Source organism: Dactylosporangium sp. CS-033363 (assembly GCF_050942475.1).
Lineage (GTDB): Bacteria > Actinomycetota > Actinomycetes > Mycobacteriales > Micromonosporaceae > Dactylosporangium.
Genome location: NZ_CP192032.1, coordinates 8,534,995 through 8,559,605 on the forward strand (window position 1 = coordinate 8,534,995; position 24,611 = coordinate 8,559,605).

Genomic DNA, 24,611 nt, shown 5'->3' on the forward strand with positions numbered 1-24,611 from the left:
AGGGCGGGAGCACCAGGCATGCCAACGCCCTCGAACACGCTGCGTGGCGACGCGGTGGTGCTGCGCTACGGCAAGACCGCGGTCGTGCACGGCGCCTCGATCACGTTGCGGCCGGGCCACGTGACCGCGCTGGTCGGACCGAACGGCAGCGGCAAGTCGACCCTCCTGCGCGCGCTCGCCCGGCTGCACCGCGTCGACGGCGGGCACCTCACGCTCAACGACCAACCGGTCTCGATGCTCAACGCGCGCCAGTTCGCGCGCGAAGTGACGCTGTTCTCGCAGTCGCGGCCGGCGCCGCACGGCCTGACGGTGCGCGAGGTCGTCGCGTTCGGGCGCCATCCGCACCGGCGCGGCTTCGCGGGACCGTCCGCGGCCGACCGGCAGGCGATCGGACGCGCGATGGCGCTCACCGGCGTGCACGACATGGGCGATCGCGCGGTCGGCGAACTGTCCGGGGGCGAGATGCAGCGCGTCTGGCTGGCGGCGTGCCTCGCGCAGGAGACCGGCGTGGTGCTGCTGGACGAGCCGACGAACCACCTTGACCTGCGGTACCAGATCGAGACCTTGGATCTTGTCCGCGATCTCGCCGTCGAGCACGGCGTGGCCGTCGGCATCGTGCTGCACGACCTCGACCACGCCGCGCGCGTCGCGGACACGCTCGTGCTGCTGCGCGCCGGGCACATTCACGCATCCGGCGACCCGCTGGCGGTGCTCACTGCCGAGCACATCGGCGAGGTCTACGACATTCGCGTCGAGGTGAGCGTCGACGCGCGCACCGGACGCCTTCGCATCGACCCCGTCGGGCGGCACTCCGCTCGCCTTCGCATCCCCTCAGGAGAGAACCCCGCATGAAGTCGATAGTCCGCCTCGCGGCCCTCGGCGCCGTCGCCGTGGCGCTCACCGCCTGTGGCACCACGAACGTGGACACGGCCGGCCCCAGCGCCGCCCCGCCGAGCTCGCCGACCTGCGCCAACGACACCACGAAGACCTCGACGGCGCCCGTGTCGCTGACCGACGGCGTCGGGCGCAAGGTGGAGCTGGCCAAGCCGGCCCAGCGGGTCGCCGTGCTGGAGTGGCAGCAGACCGAGGACCTGCTCACGCTGTGCCTGACCCCGGTCGCGGCGGCCGACCCGGCGGGCTACGGCACGTACGTGAAGGCCGAGACCCTCCCCGCCGGCGTCAAGGACGTGGGGCAGCGCGGCGAGCCCGACCTGGACGCGCTGTTCGCCACGAACCCCGACCTGATCGTGATCGAGGCGTTCAAGCCGGACGACGAACTGCTCACCAAGCTCGCCGCGCGCGGCGTTCCGGTGCTCGCCACGCTCGGCGCGGACGCATCCGGGCAGATCGCGAACATGAAGAAGGTGTTCACGATGATCGCCCAGGCGGTCGGCCGCACCGAACGCGCGGACCAGGTGCTCGAGCAGTTCGACGCGCACCTGGCCGAGGCCAAGCAGAAGGTCGCGGCGGCGCAGGTGAAGAACCCCGACTTCCTGTTCTTCGACGGCTGGATCGAGGGCGGCAACGTCGTCATCCGCCCGTACGGCAAGGGCGCCCTGTTCACCGAGCTCGGCGAGCAGCTCGGCCTGAAGCCGGCGTGGACCGACGAGATCGACAAGAAGTACGGCAGCGGCGGCGTCGACCCGTCCTACGGCCTCGCCCAGACCGACATCGAGGGCCTCACCGCGGTCGGCGGCGCGACGCTGTTCTACTCCGACGACCAGACGGCCGAGAGCTACGTGCCCGAGCTGAAGAAGAGCCCGATCTGGACGGCGCTGCCGGCGGTCAAGGACGGCCGCGCGTACGCGTTCCCGGCGGGCGTCTGGGGCGCCGGCGGCCCGCTCTCCAACGAGCAGGCGATCGACGCGTACGTCAACATCCTGACCAAGGCGTGAGCCGACCCCCAAGCCAACCGCGGGGCCGCGCGAGCGGGTCGGCCGTCCTGGCCGTCCTGCTCGCCGCGGTCGTGTCCGCCGGGCTGTGGCACGTCACGCAGGGCACGTCGGGCGTCGGGTTCTGGAGCCTGCTGCGGTACCTCTTCGGCGCCCACGAAACCGTCGGCGGAGTCCCCATCGGGGATCTGGTGACCGGTTCGCGCCTGCCGCGGATGTTCGCCGGGATCGCGGTCGGGGTGGCCCTCGGCGTGGCCGGCGCGCTGCTGCAGTCGGTTACCCGCAACGCCTTGGCCGCCCCGGACACGCTCGCGGTGACCGCCGGTGCGTACTTCGCGCTGTGCGTCGTCGCCGCGATCGGCATCGGCGTGCCGCTGTGGGCCTCGGGCGCGGTCGCGTTCGGCGGCGGGCTGGTCGCGGCCGGCCTCGTGCTCGCCCTGGCCGGCAGCGCGGCCGGCATCGGCTCCACCCGGCTGATCCTGGCCGGCTCGGCGGTGGCGCTCGCGCTCGATGCGGCCACCGCGCTGCTGCTCATCCTGTTCAAGGAGAGCACCACCGGCCTCTTCGCCTGGGGCAGCGGCTCCCTCGCGCAGCTCAACCTCGACGCGGCCGAGCGCGCCGCCCCGGTCATCGCCGTCGTGCTGGTCGCGGCGCTGCTGCTGGCCCGCCGGCTCGACGTGCTCGGCCTCGGCGACGACGCGGCCGCCTCGCTCGGCGTGCCCATTCGCGCGACCCGCGCCCTGGCCGTGCTCGGCGCGGTGCTCCTGACGAGCATCTCGGTCACGCTCGCCGGCCCGATCGCGTTCATCGGCCTGGCCGCGCCGGTCGCCGTGCGCCTCGCCGCGAACCGGATCGGCGTGCTCGGCCGGCACGCGTTCCTCATCCCCGCCTGCGGGCTGGTCGGCGCGCTGCTGGTGCTGCTCGCCGACGCGGTGCTGCGGGCCGTGCTGGGCGCGCAGGCCGCCGCCTCGATCCCGACCGGCATCCCGACCTCGCTGCTCGGCGCGATCGTCATCGTGGTGCTCGCGCTCCGGCTGCGCGACGCGGGAGCGGCCCGCGAGGCCCCGCAGGCCCACGTGGCCGTCCGATCGCGCAGTCGTTTCCTGGCGGTCATTTCGGTTTCGACGGTACTGCTGGCAGCTGCCATCCTCACCGGCCTGCTCGCCGGCAGCCTGTGGCTGCGCACCGGCGACCTCGCCCAGTGGCTGCAGGGCACGGCGCCGAACCTGATCGCCCGCGCCCTGGACGACCGAGCCCCGAGGGTCGCGGCCGCCGTCGTGGCGGGCGCCGCCCTGGCGCTGGCCGGCACCATCGTCCAGGGCACCGTGCGCAACCCGCTGGCCGAGCCGGGCATCCTCGGCATCACGGCGGGCGCCGGCCTGGGCGCGGTGATCATCGTCACCTCGGGCGCCGCCGGCGGCCGCCCCGCGCTCATCGCCGCCGCCGTCGGCACCGGCCTGGCCACCTTCGCCCTGATCGCCCTGCTGGCCTGGCGCGGCGGCCTGCTCCCGGACCGCTTCCTGCTCATCGGCATCGGCTGCGGCTACGCGCTGAGCGACATCAGCACGTTCCTGCTCCTGCGCGCCGACCCGTGGGACACCCCGCGCATCCTGACCTGGCTCTCGGGCACCACCTACGGCCGCACGTTCGCCGACGTCCTCCCGGTGGCCGTGGTCCTGCTGGTCGCGACCCCCGCGGTGCTGGCCATGCGCCGCCGCCTCGACCTGCTCGCGATCGACGAGGACACCCCGCGCATCTTCGGCGTCCCCCGCGAGCGCTCCCGCCTGATCCTGCTCACGATCGCCGCGGTCGCCGGCGCGGTGAGCGTCGTCCCGATCGGCGTGGTGAGCTTCGTCGGCCTGGTCGCCCCGCACATGGCCCGCGCCCTGGTCGGCGCGCGGCACGGCCGGATCGTCCCGGTGGCGATGGTCCTGGGCGCCCTGCTCGTCTCGGTCGCCGACACCCTGGGCCGCACCCTGATCGCCCCGTCCCAGATTCCGGCCGGCCTCATGATGGCTCTGGTGGGCGCCCCGTACTTCGTGTGGCTCCTGCGCCGATCGACCCCAGGAACTCGCGGATGAGCGTATTGACCAGCCCCGGCTTCTGCCGCACGAGCCCGTGCGTGGTCCCGGGCACGATGGCCAGCTGCGCACCCGGAACGGATGCGGCAATGCGCAGCGTGTGCTCGGGCCGGATCGTGTCCCGATCGGCGGCCATCACGAGCACCGGCGCCGCGATCCGCGCAAGCTGATCCGGCTCGATGTGCGGTTCGCTCGTCCACAGCCGGAACAGCTTTTCGAGCACCACATCGGCATGCCCGGGCCCGTCGGGCGAGAGCCGCTCATAGGCCAGCCGCTCAGGGTCGGGCGCGCCGCCGTCGCCGTCGTCGTCCACATCGGACAGGTCGAACGCCGAGGGGTCGAGGTTGGCACTGATCGCCACGAGCGACCGGACGCGCCCGGGATGCGCAAGGGCGAGCATCAGCCCGATGATCGCCCCGTCGCTGAACCCGACCACGTGTACGTCCCGCAGCCCGACGGCATCCAGATACGCGCACGTGTCGCCCACCATGCGCGCGTAGCTGTAGTCGCCGTCGACGTCGGCCGACCGCCCGTGGCCGGGCCGCTCGAACGCGAACACCCGATAGTCGGCCACGAGCGCGTCGGCCTGCGCCTGCAGGTACTCGAGCGAGCACCACCCGCCGTGCAGCAGCAGGACGGGCTCGCCCTCGCCGGCGACCTCCGAGTACAGCTCGACGCCACCGATCCGGACGTATGCCACCGGTCCGATGGTACCGGCCGTGATCAGGACTCCTGGTCGCCGCCGACGACCGGAGGGGCGGTGGACTGGTCGTCGCCCCAGACCATTTCGTCCTCGGTCAGCCAGGTGCGGTGCTCTTCGTCCTCGTCGTCGGCGCCTCGGCGGGCGCCGGCCGCGCCCGTGCCGCGGTTGATGCCCAGGGCGCCCTCGTCCGCCACGCGGCCGCCGGTGCCGGAGAAGAGGTTGCCGGGGCGGCCGACGCCGCTGCCGCCGGTGGCCTCGGCGCTGGCCAGGTTGCCGCCGGTGCCGAAGGGCAGGCGGCCGGTGGCGCCCAGCGCGCCGATGCCGGCCGCGGTCGCGCCCAGGGCGGTGGCGGCCAGGGTGCCGTTGCTGAGCAGGGAGCCGCTGCCGGTCGAGCCCGGCAGGCCGCCGATGGCCAGGGAGTCGCCCGTGGTGGTCAGGCCGACCTGGTCGCCGGTGCCCGAGAGCAGGGCCACCTCGTCGGTCTTCGTCGCGTCCACCACCGGGGCGGCCGTGTTCACCGCGGCGCCGGTGCCGTGCACGCCGTGCGGGGACGACGTCGTGCCGGTGGAGGTGCCGAAGGTCAGCGGGTTCGTCGAGTCGACCGGCATCTCGGAGTCGGCGATGGAGACCGTCTCGGGCATGCGGTCGCTCGTCGTGTAGTTCGCGGCCAGGGTGGCGACCAGCGTGATCATGCGGTCGTGGGCCTTCTGGCGCTCTTCCTCGTCCTGGTTGTGGCCCATCCAGCCGCCGATCAGGCCGCCCGCCAGCATGCCGGGGACGCCGAGCGGGGCGCCGGCCGCGGCGCCGATGGCGGCGTCCTTCACGGTGCTGTTGTTGTCGTCCGTGTCGGCCGGGTTGGCCTCGGACTCGGCCCGCTTCTTGGCCTCCCGCAGCAGGCCGGACCAGCTGGTCAGGGTGGTGTGCACCGAGTCCAGGTCGGAGTGCAGGGCGGTGGAGAAGGAGCCGATCAGGCCCAGGCGGCGCTGGTACTCCGTGCCCGAGTCGCTCGACCAGCCCTTGGCCAGGCCGGCGAGGTCGGTGTGCAGGGTGTCGCGCAGGGTGCCGAGGGAGTCGCGCATCGAGCTGATCTTCGCGGCGACCGCGTCGATCTGGTCCGGGTCGCCGGCCATCAGCTGCTGGTACAGCCGCTCGTGGTCGAGGCCCGCGTACTTGGCGTGGAAATCGTCGGTCACGACTGCTCCCCCAGGGCCGTGGGCACGTCGGCGAGGGCGTTGGTGATCTCCTTGGCCCCGGCCGTGTTCAGCGACTCGGTGGTGCGGTAGTTCGCGGCGATCGTGGTGGTCGCCTTCTGCGCGGCCGTGATCGCGTTGTGCAGCTGCTGGAGGCGCTCCACGAACTGGTTGTACAGCGTGGTGTAGTCCTGCTCGGCCTTCAGCGCGTCGGTGAAGTTGCCGAGCTTCGGCGCCTTCACCAGGCCGCCGGCGGTCAGCACCGGGTCCTGGCGCAGGGCGGTGAGCACGGTGTCGGCCTCACTGAGCCGCCCGGCCAGCCGATTGTTGAACTCGACCAACGAGATCATGTTGATCGAGGAGTTTTCGCCTGCCATGACCAGTCCCACCCCCGTAGCCATCGGTCCCGACCGAATACTGCCTACAGTAATCGATACACGCCCATCCGCGCCGCCCCGTTCAACTCGACGGCCGGACCGTCGGAGTCGGCGCGGCCGCGGTGGCGGCGGCCGCGAAGTTCAACGCGGCGGCGGGGCTCAGCACCGGGCCGGTGGGCACGAGCGCGAGCAGGTCCCGATCGATCGGTACCGGCTTCACGTCCGCATATCCCAGCGAGCTCTGCGCCCCCTGCCCGGACGGCGCGGCGCTCGCCCCGCCGGAGCTCGCCGTCGCCTCGAGCGGGTACTTGATGCCCTGGTCGGTGATCATGTAGACCGTGGTGCCGGCCGAGGACCCCGCCACCGGCAGCAGCCGCACCAGCGCGCCGTGCCCGCCCGCGATGACCACGCGGTCCGCGCTGACCACCCCGTCGACGCCGACCCGCGGCGCGCTCACGTCGCCCGCGGTGATCTGCGCGAGGGTGCCCGGGATCTGGTTGTGCAGGTCGACGGTGACGGTCTGGGTGGCCGGGTCGGCCTGGCTGGTGAACTTCGCGCAGACCGTGGCCCCGTTGGGCACCTGGTGCATGGTCCACAGGTTGCGCGGCATGCCCGGCGGGTCGAAGTCGCCGGTGATCGGGACGGTGCCGATGGCCGACGGCGACAGCTCGGCCGGGCGCGCGGCCCCGCCCGCCACCAGCAGGTTGGCCGTCACCTCGCCGATCGTGGCCAGGCCCTGCGCGAGCATCACGTAGAAGGTGTCGTTCGTGTGGTACAGCGTCCCGATCGCCACATTCGCCCCGTTGAGCTTCTTCTGGCTGTTGCCGCCCTTGCCGGGGATCGAGGGCACCGCGAGGTCGGGTCCGGCCGGCAGCGCGTTGAGGAACGCGTCGTCGACCACCACCGGCCGCGCCGAGGACAGGTTGAGCGCGGCGCGGACCGGATTGCCCGCCGTGCCGCCGGTCACCTTGAGCCGGACGCCGTGCAGCAGCACGTAGGCCGTACCACCGTCGCCCAACGTGAGCAGCAGACCCTCGTCGCCCAGCCCCGCCCCGTCCGGCACCGCGGTCCCGATGAGCAGCGAGGTGGTCAGCGTCGGGCTGGAGGTCGAGCGCGGCCCCTCGCACACCTGCCACGGCAGGCCGACCAGCGAGCCGGGATCCGGCAGCGAGTCGGGCGCGCCGGCGATGCCGACGGGCACGCCGCGCGGGATGTCGCGCAGCTTGCGGTTGGACACCGTGGACACGTTGGGCGCCGGGCTGCCCATGATGAGCCGGGCGGAGGCGTAGTTCAGCACGGGGTACAAGCGGCCCTGCAAATAGACGAAGCGGGCGCCGGACTCCTGCTCGATGACGATCGAGTTGTCCTCGAGCGTCCCGCCGCCGGGCCTGATCTGGCCGTAGATGCCGAAGGCCGCGAAGACGATGGTGGCCAGCATCACGCTGCCGAAGATGGCCAGACCGAGCCGGCGCATCGGCAGGTCGGTCGTCTCCGGTTCCCCGGAGAGCAGGGCCGACGCGATCCGCCGGGTGACGAATCGGTGGGCCTGTACCTGCTCACTGCGGGTACGCATGGCAACTCATCCTCATTTCGGCGCCACCGGCTCGCACCGGGGGTCGGCGCGGCCCCCCCAGGATAGGTGCCGACCGATAGGCTGCGGGGACCCGGATCGCCACGGAAGCCGGGTGGTCGACGGGGAGAGGCAGCGGATGGCGGCGACGGCCACAGTTTCGCGACAGCGGGTGAGCGCACAGGCGGTCTTCGCGATCCGCCGGCGGCGCGGTGCGCTGGGCGACTTTCCGGTCGGCCGGGTGATGACGGCCCAGGTCGCGCTGCTCGCCATCGTCGTCGCCGTCCTGTCCGTCGACCCCTTCCTGCGCATCGCGTCCGGCGCGGTCGCGGTGATCCTGCTGCTGGTCGTGTCGATCCGGATCGGCGGCCGGTGGTGGCCGACCCAGCTGCGCCGGCGCGCGGCGGTGCGCTCCCGCCGGCTGGCCGCCCGCCGGGCGATGGCCACGGCGACCCGCAGCGGCGACCCGCGGCTGGTGGCGCTGGCCGCGCTGGCCCCCGGCGCGGCGATCCGCGAGCACCACGACCGCGGCAGTGACATCGGCATCGGCCAGGACGAGCACGGCTGGTACTGCGCCCTCGTCGTGGCCCCGTTCTCGTCCATGGACGGCACCCGCCGGGCCGCGTTCACGCTGGACCGCCTGGCCCGGGTGTTCACCGAGACCTCGGTCCCGGTCTCCCGCCTGCAGGTGGTCAGCTGCGTGCTGCCCGCGCCGACCCAGGCCGTCGGGTCCGGCGCCCCGCTCGTCCAGTCGTACCGCGAACTGCTCGGATCCGACGCCGTGCAGGCCGACCAGGCGCTGTGGGTGGCGCTTCGGCTCGCCCCGGCCGACGCCGCCGACGCCGCCGCGAGCCGGGGCGGCGGGCTGGACGGGGTGCACCGGGCGCTCGCCACGAGCATCGCCCGGGTCGGCAAGGCGCTGTCTGAGGTGGACGTTCCCTATCGCATCCTGGACGGGCTCGAACTGCTCGACGCCGTCAGCGGGGCGAGCGGCGGGGCGGCTGCTCCCGGTACCGAACAGGGGCGTTTCTGGCAGTCGAGCCATCTCGCCCAGGTCTGCTACGAGGTCACCGAGTGGCCGGGCGGGCGCCCGACGGACTTCCTGGCCGGGTTCAGCCGGCTGCCGGCCCTGCTCGTGAGCGTGTCGGTGCTGGTGAGCCCGGAGAACGGCGAGGTCGGGCTGCGCGGGCTGATCCGGATCGGGGCGCCGTCCGCCGGGATCGCGCAGGCCGGCAAGGCCGTGGAGGACCTGGCCCGGCAGGCCGGGGGCCGGGTCCGCCGGCTCGACGACGAGCACGGCCCGGCCGTGTACGCCACCTGCCCCACCGGCGGCGGCGCGTGAGCATGAGCGTGAGGGACGGCATGACAAGCACTGGTACGCACGTCGGCGCGGTCGACCAGCTCGCCTGGCTGCGGTTCGGGGCCGACCCGGCCGGGCTGGTCCTGGGCCGCAGCGTCGAGCGCGCGCTCGTGCCGGTCCGGATGTTCCGCGAGGAGCCGGTGCGCGTGGCGCTCATCGGCGGCTGGTGGCTGGCGTCCCTGGTCGCGTTCCGGGCGCTGGCGGTCGGGGCGTGGGTGGCGGTCAGCACCACCGCGCCCGAGCGCTGGCAGCCGCTGGTCCGCGCCACCCACGGCGGCACCGACCGGCTCGCCGTCATCGTCGGCGACCGGCCCATCAAGGCGACCGCGAGCTGGTCCAGCCCGGTGCTGCTGATCGACGACTTCGGCCCGTACGCCCCGGCCGCGCGCGGCAACCTCGCCCCCTGGCAGACCCGGCTGACCGTGCTGCCCTGGCTGACCCCGCCCGGCGCGGCGGTGGCCGGCTCGGCGACGCTGCTGATCGCCCAGCGCCTGGCCCCCGAGGAGGCGGCCCTGCTGCGCCTCGACGGGCGCACGGCGGGCCTGGTCCAGGCCATGCACGACGACATGATCGCGCTGGTCGGCGGCGGCGCCAACCGCTACGTGTGGGTCAGCCCGACCGCCGCCGAGACGCACTTCTTCGGCGCCCCGCACAGGTCTCGCTAGGGCTTGATCGAGCGGATCCAGCCGTACAGGTCGCAGACCCACAGCACCAGCGGCACCACCGAGACGATCAGCACCGTCTCGATGATGTCAAGCACGCGCGCCCACACCGGGCTGATCCGGCGCCCGGCCCCGGACAGCCCGTAGCCGACGCTGATCACGGCGAGCACGATCAGCGTGCCGAGCACCAGCGTCAGGCGCTGCATCGCGGACGTCTCCAGGAACCCGGCGAGGGCGACCGCACCCAGCGCGGCCGAGCCGGCGATCAGCAGCGGCAGCCGCTGGCCCAGCCCGAGGAACCAGCGCGCCCGGATCAGCAGCAGCAGCGCCAGCACCGAACACAGGATCAGGCTCGCCAGCGTGTGCCCGATGGCGAGGATCACGGCCGCGCCCAGCCCGACCGCGGCCACCCAGCCCAGCATCGCCGTCAGGAAGTCGTCGGCCCGCTTACTCTGGGCGAGCACCCGCTGACCGTCCACAGTGGTGGCGTCGGCGCGCAGTTCTTCGGGATCATTCGGTACCGTCGGAATCGGCAGCCGGGCCATCCGGTACGCGAGCATCGGCGTCGCCGGCAGCAGCGCGAACGCCAGCGCGAACACGACGGCGGCGCCGGCCGCGGGGCTGCCGCCGAACACGAGGTCCACCGCGGCGCCGAGGCAGATCGCCACCCCGACCGCGGCGGCGGCCAGGAAGACCTGGGTGGCGTCGGCCACCGCGACCGCGGCCAGGCTGGCGAACACCGCCACGGCCGCGCCGCCGACCAGCACGTGGGCCGCGGTGAGGTCGCCCAGGGAGCGGCCGCCGGCCAGCACGAGCAGGCCGCCGATCCCGCCGTACACCACGCCGACCAGGCCGAAGGCCACCCCGGAGCGGCTGTCGGACAGCGCCCGCGAGGCAATCAGCGCGGTCAGCACCAGCGCGACCGCCACGGCCAGCGCGACCAGCGCGCCCGGCAGCTGCGGCGGCCCGGCGGCCAGCGCGACCAGGGCCCCGGCGAGCAGCGCGGCCACGCCGAGGCCGAGGGCGAACCGGCGGGCGTTGGCCGCCTGCCACCGCCCGCCGCGCTCCTGCGTGCCGGTGGCCACCGCGTCGACCACGTCGTCGAAGACCACCTCGGGCGCGGCCTGCGCACGGGGCGTGAAGAAGAGCATCTCGCCGTCGCGGATGTCCAGCTGGGCCGAGGTCCGCGAGGAGTCCAGCGGCACCCCGCCGAGCCGAGACAGCACCCAGCCGCCGTGCGTCACGCCGTCGTCGGCCAGGTCCGGCCGGGCGTAGCGCAGCAGGGTCGGCAGCAGGTCGGCGATGGGAACATCGGCCGGCAGGGCGAGGTCCACCCGGCTCTGCGGGGCCACGATGGTGACCTTGCTGAGCCCGCCGCTGGCAACGGTCGGCACGAGGGGCACTCCTTCGGCGTCAGGACCATTAGGCTCTCTCGATGTCGGGCAGAGCGTACCCACAACGAGCCCCTTGGCGGGGCCCGCGGGTGCCAGGGGAGGAATCGTGAGTACCGTCATCTTCGGCCGGCCGGCCAGGCTGTCCGGCCCGCAGCTGCCCCGCGGCGAGCTGCTGCTGGAGTCGCCGCCGGAGCTTCCCGAGAACCTGCCGGGCGGCGCCGGGCGGCTGCTCATGATGCTGCCGATGGTGGCCGGCGCGGGCGCGATGGCGTTCATGTACGCCGGCCGCGGCGGCGGGATGATGACGTACGTCACGGGGGCGATCTTCGCGGTCTCGATGCTCGGCATGGGCGTCGGCTCGATGGCCAACGGGGGCGGCGGCACCAGCAAGGCGGAGATCGACGCCGAGCGGCGGGACTACATGCGGTACCTGGCCCAGGTCCGCCGGCAGGCCCGGCGCGCCGCGGCCCAGCAGCGCGCCGCGCTGTCCTGGATGTATCCGCAGCCCGACGCGCTGTGGTCGATCGCCGCGTCCCGCCGGATGTGGGAGCGGCGGATCACCGACGACGACTTCGGCCAGGTCCGGGTGGCGGTCGGCCCGCAGAAGCTCGCGGTGAAGCTGGTCACCCCGGAGACCAAGCCGCTGGCCGACCTCGAGCCGATGAGCGCGATCGGGCTGCGCCGCTTCGTGCGCGCCCACTCCATCGTGCCGAACCTGCCGATCGCGGTGTCGCTGCGGGCGTTCGGGCGGGTCGTGCTGCAGGGCGACCGGCCGACCGCGACCGCGCTGGCCCGCTCGCTGCTGTGCCAGCTGGCCACCTTCCAGGCCCCCGAGGACCTGCTCATCGCCGTGGTGGCCGCGCCCGAGCGGCAGCGCGAGTGGGAGTGGGTCAAGTGGCTGCCGCACGCCCAGAGCCCGCGCCAGGTCGACGGGGCCGGTCCGGTCCGGCTGGTCACCTCCACCCTGGCCGAGATGGAGGACCTGCTCGGCGACGAGCTGGCCGGCCGGCAGCGGCACCGCCCGGAGAACAAGGCGCTGACCACCGCCGCGCACGTGCTGGTGGTCCTCGACGGCGGCGAGGTGGCCCCGACCTGCCAGCTGCTCGGCCCCGGGCTGCAGGGCACCACCGTGCTCGACCTGTCCGGGATGGTGCCCCGCGACGCCGGCCGGTGGCTGCTGCACCTCACCGTGGCGCCCGGCTCGGCCCAGGTCAGCCAGGGCGACAAGGCGACCTCGCTGGGCGCGCCCGACGCGATGAGCGTCCAGCAGGCCGAGGGCCTGGCCCGCCAGCTCGCCCCGTACCGCCTGTCCCAGCGCGCCGGCGGCGAGGAGCCGCTGGCCCGGACCATGGACCTGCCCGACCTGCTGGGCATCGGCGACGCCGCGAACATCGACATCCGGGTCAACTGGCGCACCCGGCCGCTGCGGGAGCAGCTGCGCATCCCGCTCGGCCCCGGCCCGGACGGCTCCGTGGTGGAGCTGGACCTCAAGGAGTCGGCGCTGGAGGGCATGGGCCCGCACGGCCTGGTCGTCGGCGCGACCGGCGCCGGCAAGAGCGAGCTGCTGCGGACCATCGTCTCGGCGCTGGCCGTCAACCACTCCTCGGAGGACCTCAACTTCGTCCTCATCGACTACAAGGGCGGCGCGACCTTCGCCTCGATGGAGGCGCTGCCGCACACCAGCGCCGTCATCACCAACCTCAAGAACGACCTGCCCCGGGTCGACCGCATGCAGGAGGCCATCCGCGGCGAGCTGGTCCGGCGCCAGGAGCTGCTGCGCTCGGCGGGCAACTACGTCAACCGGCACGAGTACGAGAAGGCCCGCCGGGCCGGCGAGCCGCTCGAGCCGCTGCCGAGCCTCATGGTGATCTGCGACGAGTTCAGCGAGCTGCTGCAGGACAAGGGCGACTTCATCGACCTGTTCATCCAGATCGGGCGGATCGGCCGGTCGGTCGGCGTGCACCTCATGCTCGCCTCGCAGCGCCTGGAGGAGGGCAAGCTGCGGGGCCTGGACACCTACCTGTCGTACCGCATCGGCCTGCGCACCTTCTCGCCCATCGAGAGCCGCATCGTGCTCGGTGTGCCCGACGCCTACGAGCTGCCCGGCGCGCCCGGCCACGGGTACCTCAAGGTCGACACCACGACGATGCTGCGCTTCCGGGCGGCGTACGTCTCCGGGCCGTACCGCGAGATCAGCTCCACGCCCGGGTCGCAGGTGCGGGTGCAGCAGCGGGTGGTGCCGTACGGCACGGCCCGGGTCGCCATCCCCGAGCAGCCCAAGGCGCCCGAGCCGGAGCCGGAGCACGAGGGCAAGCAGATCTCGATGCTCGACGTGATGATCGGCAAGCTGCGCGGCCAGGGTCCGGCGGCCCACCAGGTCTGGCTGCCGCCGCTGGCCGAACCGTCCACGCTAGACATGCTGCTGCCGGCCCTGTCCGTCGACCCCGCCCGCGGCCTGAGCCCGGCCGGCTGGAACGGCAACGGCCGGCTCATGGCCGCCGTCGGCATCGTGGACCGGCCGTTCGAGCAGCGCCGCGACCCGATGGGGCTCAGCCTCGACGGCGCCGGCGGGCACGTGGTCGTGGTCGGCGGGCCGCAGGCCGGCAAGAGCACCCTGCTGCGCTCGCTGATCGGCTCCCTCGCCCTGACCCACACCCCGGCCGAGGCCCAGTTCTTCTGCATCGACCTGGGCGGCGGCACGCTGCGGGTGCTCGACGGGCTGCCGCACACCGCCGGGGTGGCCGGGCGGCGGGACGCGGAGGCGGTGCGCCGTACCGTCGCCGAGGTCGCCGCCCTGCTCGACGAGCGGGAGGCGCGGTTCACCGCCAACGCGATCGACTCGATGGCGGCCTACCGGGCGCGGCGGGCGGCCGGCGACTTCCCCGAGGACCCGTTCGGCGACGTGTTCCTGGTGGTCGACGGCTGGGGCCTGCTGCGCGAGGAGTACGAGGAGCTGGTCTCCGTCGTCACCACCCAGATCGCCCCGCGCGGCCTGGGCTTCGGCGTACACATCGTGATCAGCGCCACCCGCTGGGCCGAGGTCCGCAGCAACCTGCGCGACCTCATCGGCACCCGGATCGAGCTGCGCCTCGGCGACCCCAACGAGTCGGAGATCGACCGCCGGGCCGCGGCCAACGTGCCGGCCGGGGTGCCGGGCCGCGGCCTGACCCACGACAAGCGGCACTTCCTCTCCGCCCTGCCGCGCATCGACGGCAGCCAGCTCCCGGCCGACGTCTCCGACGGCGTGGCCGACCTGGTCAAGCGGGTGGCGGAGAGCTGGACCGGCCGCCCCTCGCCCAAGGTGCGGCTCCTGCCGCGACTGCTGCCCGCGGCGGACCTGGCCCGGGTCACGGACCGCGCGCAGCCCGGCATCCCGATCGGGATCAACGAGGCCTACCTGGCGCCCGTGTACCTCAACTTCGACGTCGATCCGCACCTGATCGTCTTCGGCGACTCGGGTTCGGGCCGGACCAACCTGCTGCGGCTGATCGGCCGCCAGATCATCGACCGGTACACGCCGGACCAGGCCAAACTGGTCGTCGGCGACTACGGGCGGGGGCTGCTCGGCGCGTTCGCGGCGGAGTACCAGCTGGCCTACTCCCCCTCGGGCCAGGCGCTCACCGACACCCTCAACTCGGTCCGCCAGGCCATCACCAACCGGCTGCCCGGCCCGGACGTGACCCCCGACCAGCTGCGCAAGCGCAACTGGTGGAAGGGTCCGGAGGTGTTCGTGCTGATCGACGACTACGACCGGGTGGCCGGCGTCGGCGGGAACCCGGTGTCGGCGCTGGTCGACCTGTTGCCCCAGGCCCGCGACGTGGGCCTGCACCTGATCGTCGCGCGGCGCACCGGCGGTGCCGCCCGGGCGCTGTACGAGCCGGTCATCCAGCGGCTCCGCGAGATCAACTCGCCCGGCCTGCAGATGTCCGGCAACCGCGAGGAGGGCGCGCTGTTCGGCACGCTGAAGCCGAGCCCGCAGCCGCCCGGCCGCGGGTTCCTGGTGCGCAACGCCGAGAACGTGGAGCTGATCCAGACCGCCTGGGTGGACCCGGCGTGACCGTCCGCAGTAGGTTGCGCGGGTAGACCACCGTAAATGGGGTCAGCGGGGAGCGGCCCCCATCAGCTACCGTTTTGTGCAGACGATGCACGGGGTCGTGCCGCCACTCACGGACGGCGACGGCCGCGGTGACCGCGACGGTCAGCCGGCCGGCGCATCGATGAAGTGAGTCAGCAGAGGAAGGGCGCGGGTATGAGCGGTACCAGTAGCGTGGATTTCACCACGCTCTATCAGGCTGCTAAGGACGTCAGGGCGGTCAAGGAAGAGATCAACGGCGAGGTCCGCGGCTTCGACGGGACCGTCGCCCACATGCTCAGCGGCTGGCGCGGCTCCGCGGCCACCGCGTTCCAGGGCCTGGCCGGGCAGTGGCAGCAGGACGTCGGCCGGGTGCTGCTCGCCCTCGAGGGCATCGCGGACGCGCTCGAGAAGTCCGCGGGCATGCACCAGCAGACCGACGCCGACCAGCAGGCCGCCGTCAACAGCATCATCGCCGGCATCAACCCGTCCTGAGAGGAACGCACATGAGCGACGGCGAAGTTTACGTCAACTACGCGGCCCTGCAGGACGGCGAGGCGCAGATCATCCAGATCTCGCAGCGCATCGAGCAGAAGCTGGCCGACCTCAAGAGCCGGCTCGCCCGGATCTCGTGGGAGGGCTCCGACCAGCAGGCCTACCTGGGCTACCAGGCCCAGTGGGACCAGGCGATCGCGGACCTGAACACCGTGCTGGCCAAGACCGGCGCGCTGGTCGGCTCGGCGCACGGCAACTACAAGCAGAACGAGATCAACAACACCCACGTGTGGGACGCCGGCTGAGCCCAGCTGGTTCGCATCGGGCCCGGGCCGCGCACGCCGCGACCGGGCCCGCTCGGCGTTTCAGGCCCGCATGCGCGCCGGCAGGCTCCGGCCCAGCCTCGGATGGGTCAGCGTGCGCGCCCAGCCCTCCGCCGCGTGCCGCTCGGCGGTCTCCCGCAGGGCCGGCGGCACCGCGCGCAGGCTCATCCAGAACGTCTCGAAGTCCGGCGCGAGGTACCGCAGCAGGTTCCTGGTGATCGCGTCCGGCGTGTAACCCTGCTGGTCGTGGGGGTCGTCGTCGTCGAGGTGATAGACCGGCCCGCGGTCCAGGTCCAGCACGAGCGCGCCGCCCTGCACGAAGCCGACCGCCAGCAGCCCCTCCTCGACCCGGTCGCGCATGGCCGCCTGCTGCTGCACCAGGTCGGCCAGCACGTCGCCACCGTCCGGCACGGCGCCGAAGAGCGGCTGGTCGACCACGAAACCGCCCGCCGGGTGTACTGCCGGAAACTCCGGCCGCCCGCCGTTGCTCGCGGCCAGGTAGTGCCGGTACGGGGCCGGCAGCGGCCGCCCGAGCGCCTGCTCGATCCCGGCCAGGGCGTCCTCGGCGAGCGTCGCCTCCACCCGGCAGCCGGGTGCGGGACCCTCCGTGCCGCGCAGGCCCCGCCGGGTGCGGTCGTTGCGGCTGGTGCTCACGCCGCCGACGTGGCGGAACGAGCCGTACAACTCGATCGGGACGAGCCCCAGCTGACGGCTCAGCGGCAGCCGGGCCCACGTCCAGCCGGCCGGGGTGAACGTGCCGCCGTCGCTCCACAGTGGATCGCCGCCGCGCCGGCCGAGCTCGTTGGCGGTCTGCACGCCCAGCACCCGCGCCTCGTCCCAGCCCAGGTCGCGAGGGGCGGGCGGGACCTCGACGAGCAGCCGGGCGTAGGGGATCCAGTCCGGGACGCCGTAGGGCATGATCTCGACGCCGTCCGGGTAGCGCTCCCGCAGCACGTCCGGCCCGGGGAACAGCAGCTGGCCGGCGTGCTCCATCGGCGACGGCGCGGACGGGTCGGTGGTGGTCACGCCGCGCCCCCGTCGCGCGACCACAGCAGCTCGCCGGTTTCCAGAGCCCTTCGCTGGTACGGCCCGTGCTCCCACCCCGCCCAGAAGATCTCGACCGTCGGCACCACGTCGCCGGCCTCCGCGGGCCGCGCGGCGATCAGCTTGGCCAGGTCCTGCTGGAAGCGGTCGGTCAGCAGCCAGGCCTCGGTCGCCGGGGCCACCTCGGCCAGGTAGACCCGCCGCGGCCCGCCGGCGTCGGCGCGCCAGGCCCGCCAGATCCGCAGCGGGCCGCGCTCGTACTTCAGCGAGGCGGCGGCGGACACGTCGGTGAAGTCCTGCGGCACGCCGGGGCGGGCCGTGAACCGCCGCGGGTCGTCCGGCACGGCGTCGATCAGCGCGAGCCGGGCCAGCCTCGGCGTCTCCCCGCCCGGCACGCCGAAGGCGCGGGAGATCTCGACGACGGCGTTGACCTCCGGCCGGGTGAGGGCCACGCCGGCGTCGAGCGCGGAGACGACGGTTGCCTCGGGTACCACGGCCAGATCGGTGACGACGGAGCGCCGCAGCGACACGAGGTCGGCGTCCGGGAGCCGGCCGGCCAGGGCGAGCAGCAGCTCGTGCAGCTGGACGAAGTACTCGTCCCCGGTGCCCGGCGCGAACCCGCGCGCCGCGGGCCACCACTGCAGGTGCACCTCGACGTCGGGGTCCTCAGCTGGCGCCATACGGCACCTCCGTCATCACGATGATCTCGGCGTCTTCCTGCCCTGCCCGCCGTAGCCTCTCACGGATGTCCGCGAGCATCTCCGGAGGCAGCGTGGCCGGGTCGGCGCGGCGGGTCTGCACGTCGGGCGGGAGGACCGCCTCCTGCTGCCTCGGGTACCACGAGAACGGCGCGATGTCGCGGGCCGACTCCCCGGAGAGCACGTAAACGACCATCGCCTTGCTCGGGTCGGGGTCGCGGCCCATGAACTTCATCGCCTCGCCGACGTCCCGGCTCAGGCTCACCACCTGCGTGGTGTGGCCGACCGGGTCGGTGGGCGTGCCGTACAGCACCCGCTTGGCCGGCTCGCTGATGCCGTCGCCGCGGAAGGCGTAGACCGGCTCGTGGCTGCCGACGGCCGGCATCCGCATGAGCCCGTCGTGGATCATGTCGGCGTGCCAGCGCATCTCGGCGCGCAGGCCCGGAATGCCGTCGCGCACCTGGGCGTCGATCGCCTCCCGGGCGGCCACCCGGTCGGCCATCGCCCGGTCCACCGCCGCGGCGTCGCCGGCCGCGGTGGCCTCGTTCACCCGGTGGTTGGCGTCGAGCCAGTCCCGGGCCAGGGCGCTGGGCGGCGAGTTGAACTGCCGCGACGCCCCGTCGGCGGGCTCCTCGTGCATCAGGTTGCGCACGAACTCCGGCGCGTGCATCGGCCGGCCGGTCGCCATCCGCTCCAGGTAGTCCGACGTGGTACGCATGATCTTGTTCGAGAACTCGGTCGCGCCGCCGGTGGCCCCGGGGTCGAGCTGCTCGCGGATCATCGTGTTCAGCAGGGAGTACCCGTAGCGGCTGTACACCGCCATCGCCACCGCGTGCGCCTCGGTCAGCCCGTCGCGCACCGCGTGCACCGCCGCCTCGTCGTGCGGGTCGATGCCGTTGTCCTCGAGCCAGCGCTCGACGTCCCGGGTCCGGAACTCCTCGTACCGCTCGCGGGTGCGCTCGTACACCTCGGGCGTGACCTCGCTGAAGCCCCCCTCGCGGGCCCGCTCCAGGTAGAGCGACTCGTGCGGCAGCAGCCCGTCCGGCAGGAAGGTGCGCAACTCGTGCGTGTCGACCGGGAGCCAGCGGTACAAGTCGATGGGCGAAAAGTCGTGCGTGGACGTGATCGGATCCATCCGCCCGATCCCGGCCGCGTCGGCGCCGCGCATGACCTCCAGCATCGAGTGGTCCGGCCCCGGCAGCATCCAGCCCATCAGCCCGGCCATGAACTCGCCGGAGGTGACGTGCGACGCGGGCCGCATCAGCTCGTGCGCGATCAGCATGCGCGCGGTGGTGCCGGAGACGCCGTCGACGACCGGGAAGCCGGCCTCGCGCATCCGGTCGGCCCACGGCCCCTGCACCTCGTGCAGCACCCCGCCCTCGCGGATGCGCAGCCGGGTGTCCTCCTCGACGGGCCGGCGGATGAACCGTTCCTGGTACGCCGTCTCGCGCTCGCTCAGCGGCACGCCCAGCCGCTCGTAGTCCGCGGGCGTACTGGCGTGCGCGCGCTGCTCGGCGGGGGTGCGCCAGTACCGGTCGCGGCTCTCGTTGAACTCCGCGAGGTTGTGCGCGGCCCGGTCCGACTCGCGCACGAGGTGCGGCAGCGACTCCTCGAGCACCATCGGCCGCGCGGCGCCGAGCTGGCGCACGAAGTCGACGTTGACGACATCGGACACCTGGTCGAGCACGCCGGCGTCGCGCGCCCGGATGACCAGCTCGACGAGCGTGTGACCGCTCCCGCGGTTGTCGAAGGCGGCGTTGTAGTACGCGGTCATCAGCTCGCGCACGTTCGCCGGCGGTACCGCGTGCTCCTGGCCCGTGAGGATCGGCTCGCGGCCGAGCATCCAGCCGACCTGGCCGGCGCTGCTGGGGTTGTCGCTGCGGAAGAACGTGCTGTCGACGCGGCGCTGGATGGCCCGCTCGGACGCGGTCGGATCGAGCAGCGTCTCGAGCCGCACCATGGCGGCGCGCAGATCGGTGACAGCCTGCCGCGACGCGGCGATGACGTCGGGGTGCTGGTACAGGTGCGCGCCGACGGCCCGCTCGTAGGCGTGCGCCCGCTCGATCCAGTGCGGGTCGCCGTAGAAGTCCTGGAACCGGAACACGGGCGGGCGCATGACCCGCTGCACCGGCTCGGCGAGCGGATCGTGCGCACCGCGATCGGCGACCTCGTCGCGCCCGCTTGCGCGGTCGTGCTCGCTTTGGCCGCTTTCATGGTGCGCGGCGTTCGCGTCGAAGGCGCCGGTGGGCTCCCCGGACCGTGGGTGCTGCTCCGCCTCGGTGGTTGGCTCACCCGGCCGCGTGTGCTGCTGCGCCTCGGTGGTTGGCTCACCCGGCCGCGTGTGCTGCTGCGTTTCGGCGGCGGGCTCACCCGGCCCCGGGGGCCTTTGGGTCTCGGTGGGCGGCTCGGCCGCGCGGTGGCGGCCCGGGGGCTCCGGCTGGCCGGCCGGCGGACGCTCCACGCCGTCGGGGCCGAACGTGCGCCAGTGGCCGTTGGGCGGCTCGACCGGAAGCCATCGACCGTTCACCATGTGGCCGGAGGAGACCCACTCCTTGCCGTTCAGGTCGGTCCACATTCGCTCGGTCGGGCCCTCGACGGTGTACCCGGTCTCGCGGGCGAACACGGAAGCCGGGGAGTTCTCGCCCCGGCCGACCTCGCAGGAAGCCAGCCTTATGTGCCGGCTCTCGCCGACCTGGATGCGGCCCTCCGCACGCAGCTGCTCGAACGCGCGGGCGAACTGCTCGCCGGTCATCCACCGCTCGCCGATCCGGAAGCCCGCGGGCGAGCCGTGCAGGTCGAGCACGACCTCGCCGGGGCGCGCCGGGTACGTCTCGGCGAAGCGGTGCATCCGGTCGCCGTCGGGATAGAACGAGTACCCGGCCGGCGTCTGCCGGGCATGGTCGCGCACCAGGTCGAGGGCGACCTCGTCGCTGACGAACCGGGGGTCCGGCACCGGCTGGCTGTGCTCGCCGAGCGGCTCATGCCCGTCCTGCGGCTGCTCCTGCTCGGCCCGCGGCTGCTGCTCGTGCCCGTCCTGCTCAGGCGCGGGCGGCCGCTGCTGCCCGTCCTGCTCGTGCTCACGCGCCGGCGGCCGCTCGTGGGCGGCCGGCCCGTGCTCATGCGCCCCAGCCGGCGATTCGTGCCGGGTCGATCCGGCGGGCGGCTCGTGCTGGGTCGTCCCGGCCGACGGCTCGTGCTGGACCGTTCCCGGCTCGCGCACCGTCGTTCCCGGCTCGCGCACCGTCGTTCCCGGCTCATGCTGGGTCGTCCCGGCCGACGGCTCGCGCACCGTCGTTCCCGGCTCGCGCACCGTCGTTCCCGGCTCGCGCACCGTCGTTCCCGGCTCGTGCAGCGTCGCGGGCGGGTGCTCACCGGCGGGCGCGTGTTCGGCGGCGGGCGGGGGCGTGTCGCGACCGGGCGGCGTACCGCTGGTCGGGCGGTCCTTGGACGGCTCCGCGAACCGCGCCTTCTCGAGGGCTTCCTGCGCGGCCAGGCGCTGCTGCCCCTCCGCGGTGAGCCGGATGTCCTTCGCGGCCTCCGGGTACACGACGTCCTTGTAGTGGTCGTCGTGCCGCGCCTTCACGTCGGCGTAGCCCTCGGAGTCCTTCGAAGTACTGCGCAGAATCTTGTAGTCATCATGCGACACGGTCTTCGCGTGATAGCTCTCGCCCGTGTGGATCTGCACCTCGAACGTGTGCCCCGTGACCCGATCGTGCCAGGCGGTGTTGATCCCGACATAGCCCTCGGTACGGTGCCAGAAGTTCTTGAACGACACCGGCTCGAACCGATGGTTGCCGTGCTCGTCCACCGCGTTGGTCAGATAGTCGAGCGTCCGCCGCGCGCCTTGCGTGTACTCCCCGTCGGAGAACCCGACGGTGTACCTGACGGTGTCCTTCATGTTCGCCAGATGCTCGTCCAGCGAGGCAGCCGGATCCTCGGCGATGTCCGCCGCAAGCTTGCGCTTGAAGGACACGTCGTCCTTCAGCCGGTGGTCCTCCCCCCGCAGCTGCCCGCCAACCTCCTCGGCCAGCCTGTGCATCTCCGGGGTGAGCACCTTCTCGGCCTGCTTGGCATGCTCCAACGCCCGGTCGGCCACCACTTCCTGATCAGCAGTGAGCGCCGGCTGCTGAGCCACGGTCTCGTCGGCCTGAACAGACTCCTCAGTGGACGCCTGCTCCTCGTGCGCCTGCGTCTCATCGTGCGCCGGCTGCGTCTCGTCCTGCGTCTGAGTCCCGTCGTGAGGCTGAGTCTCGTCGTGAGGCTGAGTCTCATCGCGCGGCTGCGTCTCATCGCGCGGCTGACTCTCGTCGTGAGGCTGAGTCTGATCGCGCGGCTGCGTCTCGTCGTGAGGCTGAGTCTGGTCCCGCGGCTGCGTCTCGTCCCGCGGCTGCGTCTCGTCGTGAGGCTGAGTCTCGTCGTGAGGCTGAGTCTGGTCCCGCGGCTGCGTCTCGTCCCGCGGCTGCGTCTCGTCGTGCGGCGGCTGAATCTCCTCGCGCGGCTGCGACTCGTCTCGCGGCGGCTGGGTCTCTTCGCGGGGCGGGTTGCCGTCCCGCGGCTGCGTCTCGTCGTGCGGCGGGTTGCCGTCCCGCGGTGGGGTGTCGTCGTGCGGCTCCGTGCCCCGATCGGCGAACTCGTTCTCACGACGCGCGGGCGGCCTCGAGTGCTCTTCGGTCCCCGGACGCTGATGACCGGGAGCCGGGCGCTCGGTGGTGGTCGAAGGGCGCTCAGTCGTGGTCGCCGCGCGCTCGGTCGTGCTCGCCGCGCGGTCGGTGGAGGTTGCCGCGCGATCGGATGTGGTAGCCGCTCGCTCGGTGGTCGTTGCCGCGCGGTCGGTGGAGGTTGCCGCGCGGTCGGTGGAGGTTGCCGCGCGATCGGTTGTGGTAGCCGCTCGCTCGGTGGTCGTTGCCGCGCGGTCGGAGGTGGTTGCTGCGCGATCGGTTGTGCTCGCCGCGCGGTCGGTGGTCGTTGCGGCGCGGTCGGTCGTGGTTCCCGGGCGCCCCGTCGTGGTTGCCGCTCGGTCGGTGGCGGTCCCGGTGCGGTCCGTGGTGGTGGCTGTGCGGTCGGTCGCCGATGCGGTGTAGGTCTCGCCGGACCGCTGCGTGGGGATGGTGCCGCCCGAGCGTGTGCCGGCGGCCGACTCGTAGCCGGTGGACATGACGGCGGGGCCCGTGGCCACGGCCGGGGTGGTGGTGGCGGGGGGTTCGGTGCGGGCCGGCTCGGCGCGTACCGGCTCCGGGCGAGCACCTCCCGACGTGACGAACCCCTCCGGCGCGGCGAAGGTGGTGCCCGCGTCGGCCAGCGTCACCCCGGGCTCCTGACCGCTTCCCGGGCGTTCGACCGTCACCGCATGCTCGGTGGTCGTCGGATGGGCGGTCGAGGTGGCGGAGGTGGTCGAGACATGGTCGGTCGTGGCCGCGTGACCGGTCGAGACCGTCGAAGTCGCCGCATGCCCCGCGGTGGTGGGGACGTACTCGGTCGTCGCCGCATGCCCCGCGGTGGTGGTCGTGACGTGATCGGTCGTCGCCGTGTGACCCGCGGTGGTGGTCGTGACGTGATCGGTCGTCGCCGTGTGACCCGCGGTCGTGGTGGTGACGTGCTCGGTCGTCGTCGGGTGGGCGGCCACCGTCGTGGTCTCGGCCGAGGACGAGGTGTGGCCCGTCGTCGTGGTTTCGCCGTTCAGCACGCTCAGGATGTGGTCCTGGCTCGGCTGGGCCACATGCGTCTCGCCGCTCGTGGTCTCCGCGCCCGGTCGGCCCGTCGTGAACTCCGTCTGCGCGCCCGGCCGGCCCGCCGCGAAGTCGGTCTCCGCGCCCGGGCGGCCCGTGGTCAGCTCGGTGTTCGTCTCGAAGTGCTCGCCACCGGTGCTCAGCGGCTGCCCGTGCTCGTCCTGCCGTACGAAGCCGTGCCCGCCCAAGTTGGCCCCGCCGATGAAGGCGCCCGCCGTCGCCTGCTTCGCAAGGGAGTCGAAGGTGATCGGCTCGCCGGTCGCCACGGCCAGGCCCAGGGCGCCGAACGTGTTGCCGGCCGCGCCCGTGGTCATGCGGCCCAGGAAGCTCTTCGTGAAGTTTGGCATGAACTTCGACGCGCCCATGTGGACGCCGCCGCCGGCCACGCCGAACGCTACGCCCGCGATGGCGCCGTTGATGACGTCGGTGCCGAGGGTGGAGGTGTCGAAGTGGGTACGGTGCCCCTCGCCGATCTGGATCGCCTGGATGACGACGTCGCTCAGGACGTTCTGGACGATCATGAAGATCATCGTCTTGATGACGTTCGTGGCGATGATGCGGATGAAGGACTGCGTGGCGACCTCGGCCACCGGGATGGCCGCGGTGGAGGCGCCGAAGGACGGGATCGCCATCGCCAGGTAGTAGGCGATCTGGATGGCCAGGATGATCAGCGCGATGATGAACTGGTACTTCGCGAACTCGATCTGCAGCGCCGTCTGGTCGCACAGCTCGCCGAGGGAGTTGCAGAGCTCGACGAGCTTGGGGAGGTACGCGTCCTCGCCCTCGCTGTAGCGTGCCCAGTACTGGGTGAAGTGGTCGGCCAGCTCGCCGCCGACCGCGCCGAGGACGCGCAGCGACGCCGCGTTGCCCTCGTCCAGCACGCTCTGCGCGCCCTGGGCCGCCTCCAGCCAGACGTCCTTGAGCCGCCACAGGGCGTCCTCGTCGCCCTCGGGCCAGTCGGAGCCGACGATCCATTCAAGCCACTGCAGCTCGCCCGGCAACTCCATGCCCATGGCGGTCCTCC

The 24,611-nt window shown here is 73.2% G+C and carries 16 protein-coding genes; 8 read left to right on the top strand and 8 right to left on the bottom strand.

Translation table 11 applies throughout. The annotated features are described in order from the left end of the window. Positions 1-18 precede the first annotated feature (18 nt). Genes ACQPZ4_RS39260 through ACQPZ4_RS39270 form a run of 3 tightly spaced genes read left to right on the top strand, consistent with a single transcriptional unit; the run spans position 19 to position 3,973 of the window. Positions 19-852 (top strand): ABC transporter ATP-binding protein, encoded by an 834-nt coding sequence (locus ACQPZ4_RS39260; protein WP_433047805.1) that lies wholly within the window; start codon positions 19-21, stop codon positions 850-852. Then, complete coding sequence (locus ACQPZ4_RS39265) at positions 849-1,895, top strand: iron-siderophore ABC transporter substrate-binding protein (RefSeq protein WP_433047808.1); 1,047 nt, start codon at positions 849-851, stop codon at positions 1,893-1,895. Before ACQPZ4_RS39260 ends, ACQPZ4_RS39265 begins: the two co-directional genes overlap by 4 nt. Next, entirely contained in the window at positions 1,892-3,973 is a 2,082-nt protein-coding gene (locus tag ACQPZ4_RS39270; protein WP_433047811.1) for an iron ABC transporter permease, read from the top strand. The genes ACQPZ4_RS39265 and ACQPZ4_RS39270 overlap by 4 nt, the downstream gene beginning before the upstream one ends. Here the strand turns inward: ACQPZ4_RS39270 and ACQPZ4_RS39275 are convergent. The 4 genes from ACQPZ4_RS39275 to eccB all read right to left on the bottom strand — a co-directional run bounded on the left by ACQPZ4_RS39275 (position 3,900) and on the right by eccB (position 7,816). Continuing rightward, positions 3,900-4,673, bottom strand: a complete 774-nt coding sequence (locus ACQPZ4_RS39275) for an alpha/beta fold hydrolase (RefSeq protein WP_433047814.1) — start codon at positions 4,671-4,673, stop codon at positions 3,900-3,902. The genes ACQPZ4_RS39270 and ACQPZ4_RS39275 overlap by 74 nt on opposite strands. A 23-nt stretch (positions 4,674-4,696) precedes the next feature. Next, positions 4,697-5,869: a WXG100 family type VII secretion target gene (locus ACQPZ4_RS39280; protein WP_433047817.1), complete on the bottom strand. Its 1,173-nt coding sequence runs from the start codon at positions 5,867-5,869 to the stop codon at positions 4,697-4,699. Further along, positions 5,866-6,243, bottom strand: coding sequence for a hypothetical protein (locus ACQPZ4_RS39285; RefSeq protein ID WP_433047819.1), 378 nt, complete (start codon positions 6,241-6,243; stop codon positions 5,866-5,868). Before ACQPZ4_RS39285 ends, ACQPZ4_RS39280 begins: the two co-directional genes overlap by 4 nt. Positions 6,244-6,325: 82 nt before the next feature. Beyond that, a complete protein-coding gene (gene eccB, locus ACQPZ4_RS39290) occupies positions 6,326-7,816 on the bottom strand; it encodes a type VII secretion protein EccB (protein WP_433047822.1) in 1,491 nt (496 codons plus the stop codon). A 169-nt stretch (positions 7,817-7,985) separates the two neighbouring features. Here eccB and ACQPZ4_RS39295 point away from each other — a divergent pair, with 169 nt between their 5' ends. Both ACQPZ4_RS39295 and ACQPZ4_RS39300 read left to right on the top strand, forming a co-directional pair. After that, a complete protein-coding gene (locus ACQPZ4_RS39295; RefSeq protein ID WP_433047824.1) occupies positions 7,986-9,155 on the top strand; it encodes a type VII secretion protein EccE in 1,170 nt (389 codons plus the stop codon). Positions 9,156-9,175: 20 nt separating this feature from the next. Then, positions 9,176-9,838 (top strand): hypothetical protein, encoded by a 663-nt coding sequence (locus ACQPZ4_RS39300; protein ID WP_433047827.1) that lies wholly within the window; start codon positions 9,176-9,178, stop codon positions 9,836-9,838. Here ACQPZ4_RS39300 and eccD read toward each other — a convergent pair. Next, positions 9,835-11,229: a type VII secretion integral membrane protein EccD gene (gene eccD / locus ACQPZ4_RS39305; RefSeq protein ID WP_433047830.1), complete on the bottom strand. Its 1,395-nt coding sequence runs from the start codon at positions 11,227-11,229 to the stop codon at positions 9,835-9,837. The two genes, ACQPZ4_RS39300 and eccD, sit on opposite strands and share 4 nt — an antisense overlap. A gap of 106 nt (positions 11,230-11,335) precedes the next feature. On the opposite strand from eccD, the gene eccCa reads away from it, so the two are divergent. The 3 genes from eccCa to ACQPZ4_RS39320 all read left to right on the top strand — a co-directional run bounded on the left by eccCa (position 11,336) and on the right by ACQPZ4_RS39320 (position 16,101). Then, positions 11,336-15,286, top strand: coding sequence for a type VII secretion protein EccCa (gene eccCa / locus ACQPZ4_RS39310; RefSeq protein ID WP_433047833.1), 3,951 nt, complete (start codon positions 11,336-11,338; stop codon positions 15,284-15,286). A 192-nt stretch (positions 15,287-15,478) separates the two neighbouring features. Beyond that, positions 15,479-15,796, top strand: coding sequence for a WXG100 family type VII secretion target (locus ACQPZ4_RS39315; RefSeq protein WP_433047836.1), 318 nt, complete (start codon positions 15,479-15,481; stop codon positions 15,794-15,796). A gap of 11 nt (positions 15,797-15,807) precedes the next feature. Beyond that, a complete protein-coding gene (locus tag ACQPZ4_RS39320; protein ID WP_433047839.1) occupies positions 15,808-16,101 on the top strand; it encodes a WXG100 family type VII secretion target in 294 nt (97 codons plus the stop codon). A 60-nt stretch (positions 16,102-16,161) separates the two neighbouring features. On the opposite strand, the gene ACQPZ4_RS39325 is transcribed toward ACQPZ4_RS39320, so the two are convergent. The 3 genes from ACQPZ4_RS39325 to ACQPZ4_RS39335 are packed head-to-tail and all read right to left on the bottom strand — an operon-like array spanning position 16,162 to position 24,600. After that, positions 16,162-17,145 carry an SMI1/KNR4 family protein gene (locus ACQPZ4_RS39325; RefSeq protein WP_433047842.1) on the bottom strand — a complete coding sequence of 328 codons (984 nt, stop codon included), beginning with the start codon at positions 17,143-17,145 and terminating at the stop codon, positions 16,162-16,164. Then, positions 17,142-17,843 carry a hypothetical protein gene (locus ACQPZ4_RS39330; protein WP_433047849.1) on the bottom strand — a complete coding sequence of 234 codons (702 nt, stop codon included), beginning with the start codon at positions 17,841-17,843 and terminating at the stop codon, positions 17,142-17,144. Before ACQPZ4_RS39330 ends, ACQPZ4_RS39325 begins: the two co-directional genes overlap by 4 nt. Next, positions 17,830-24,600: a hypothetical protein gene (locus tag ACQPZ4_RS39335; protein WP_433047852.1), complete on the bottom strand. Its 6,771-nt coding sequence runs from the start codon at positions 24,598-24,600 to the stop codon at positions 17,830-17,832. Before ACQPZ4_RS39335 ends, ACQPZ4_RS39330 begins: the two co-directional genes overlap by 14 nt. Between the last annotated feature and the right edge of the window lie 11 nt (positions 24,601-24,611).